The following is a 318-nucleotide window of genomic DNA, read 5'->3' on the forward strand; positions in this document are numbered from 1 at the left end:
TCGTTGACGATGTCCAGGGCGGGACGGGTCTCGAGGGCCTCGGCGAGGTCGGCGTCCAGGCCGTTCTTCTCACCGTCGATGATCCGCCGCTTGAGACGCTCGTCCAGCGGCAGCGCCGCCAGCTCCTGCGCCTTGCCCGCCTTGAGGGACTTGGTGGTGGCGCCCTCGAACAGCGCCATCAGCTTCTGCAGCGGGTCGTAGCCCTCGGCACGCCGGTCGTGGATCAGGTCGAGGGCGGTGGTGACCTCCTCCTCGCTGAACCGGGCGATGGGCAGGATCTTCGACGCGTGCACGATCGCCGAGTCCAGGCCCGCCTTC

At 69.2% G+C, this 318-nt stretch carries 1 protein-coding gene; it reads right to left on the minus strand.

The window, feature by feature from the left end:
* On the minus strand, positions 1-318 hold a 318-nt coding region (locus tag QQM72_RS40740; protein WP_314225844.1), incomplete at both ends, for a hypothetical protein.

The sequence above is a fragment of the Streptomyces zaehneri genome (assembly GCF_032248645.1).
In the GTDB taxonomy this organism is placed as follows: domain Bacteria; phylum Actinomycetota; class Actinomycetes; order Streptomycetales; family Streptomycetaceae; genus Streptomyces; species Streptomyces coriariae.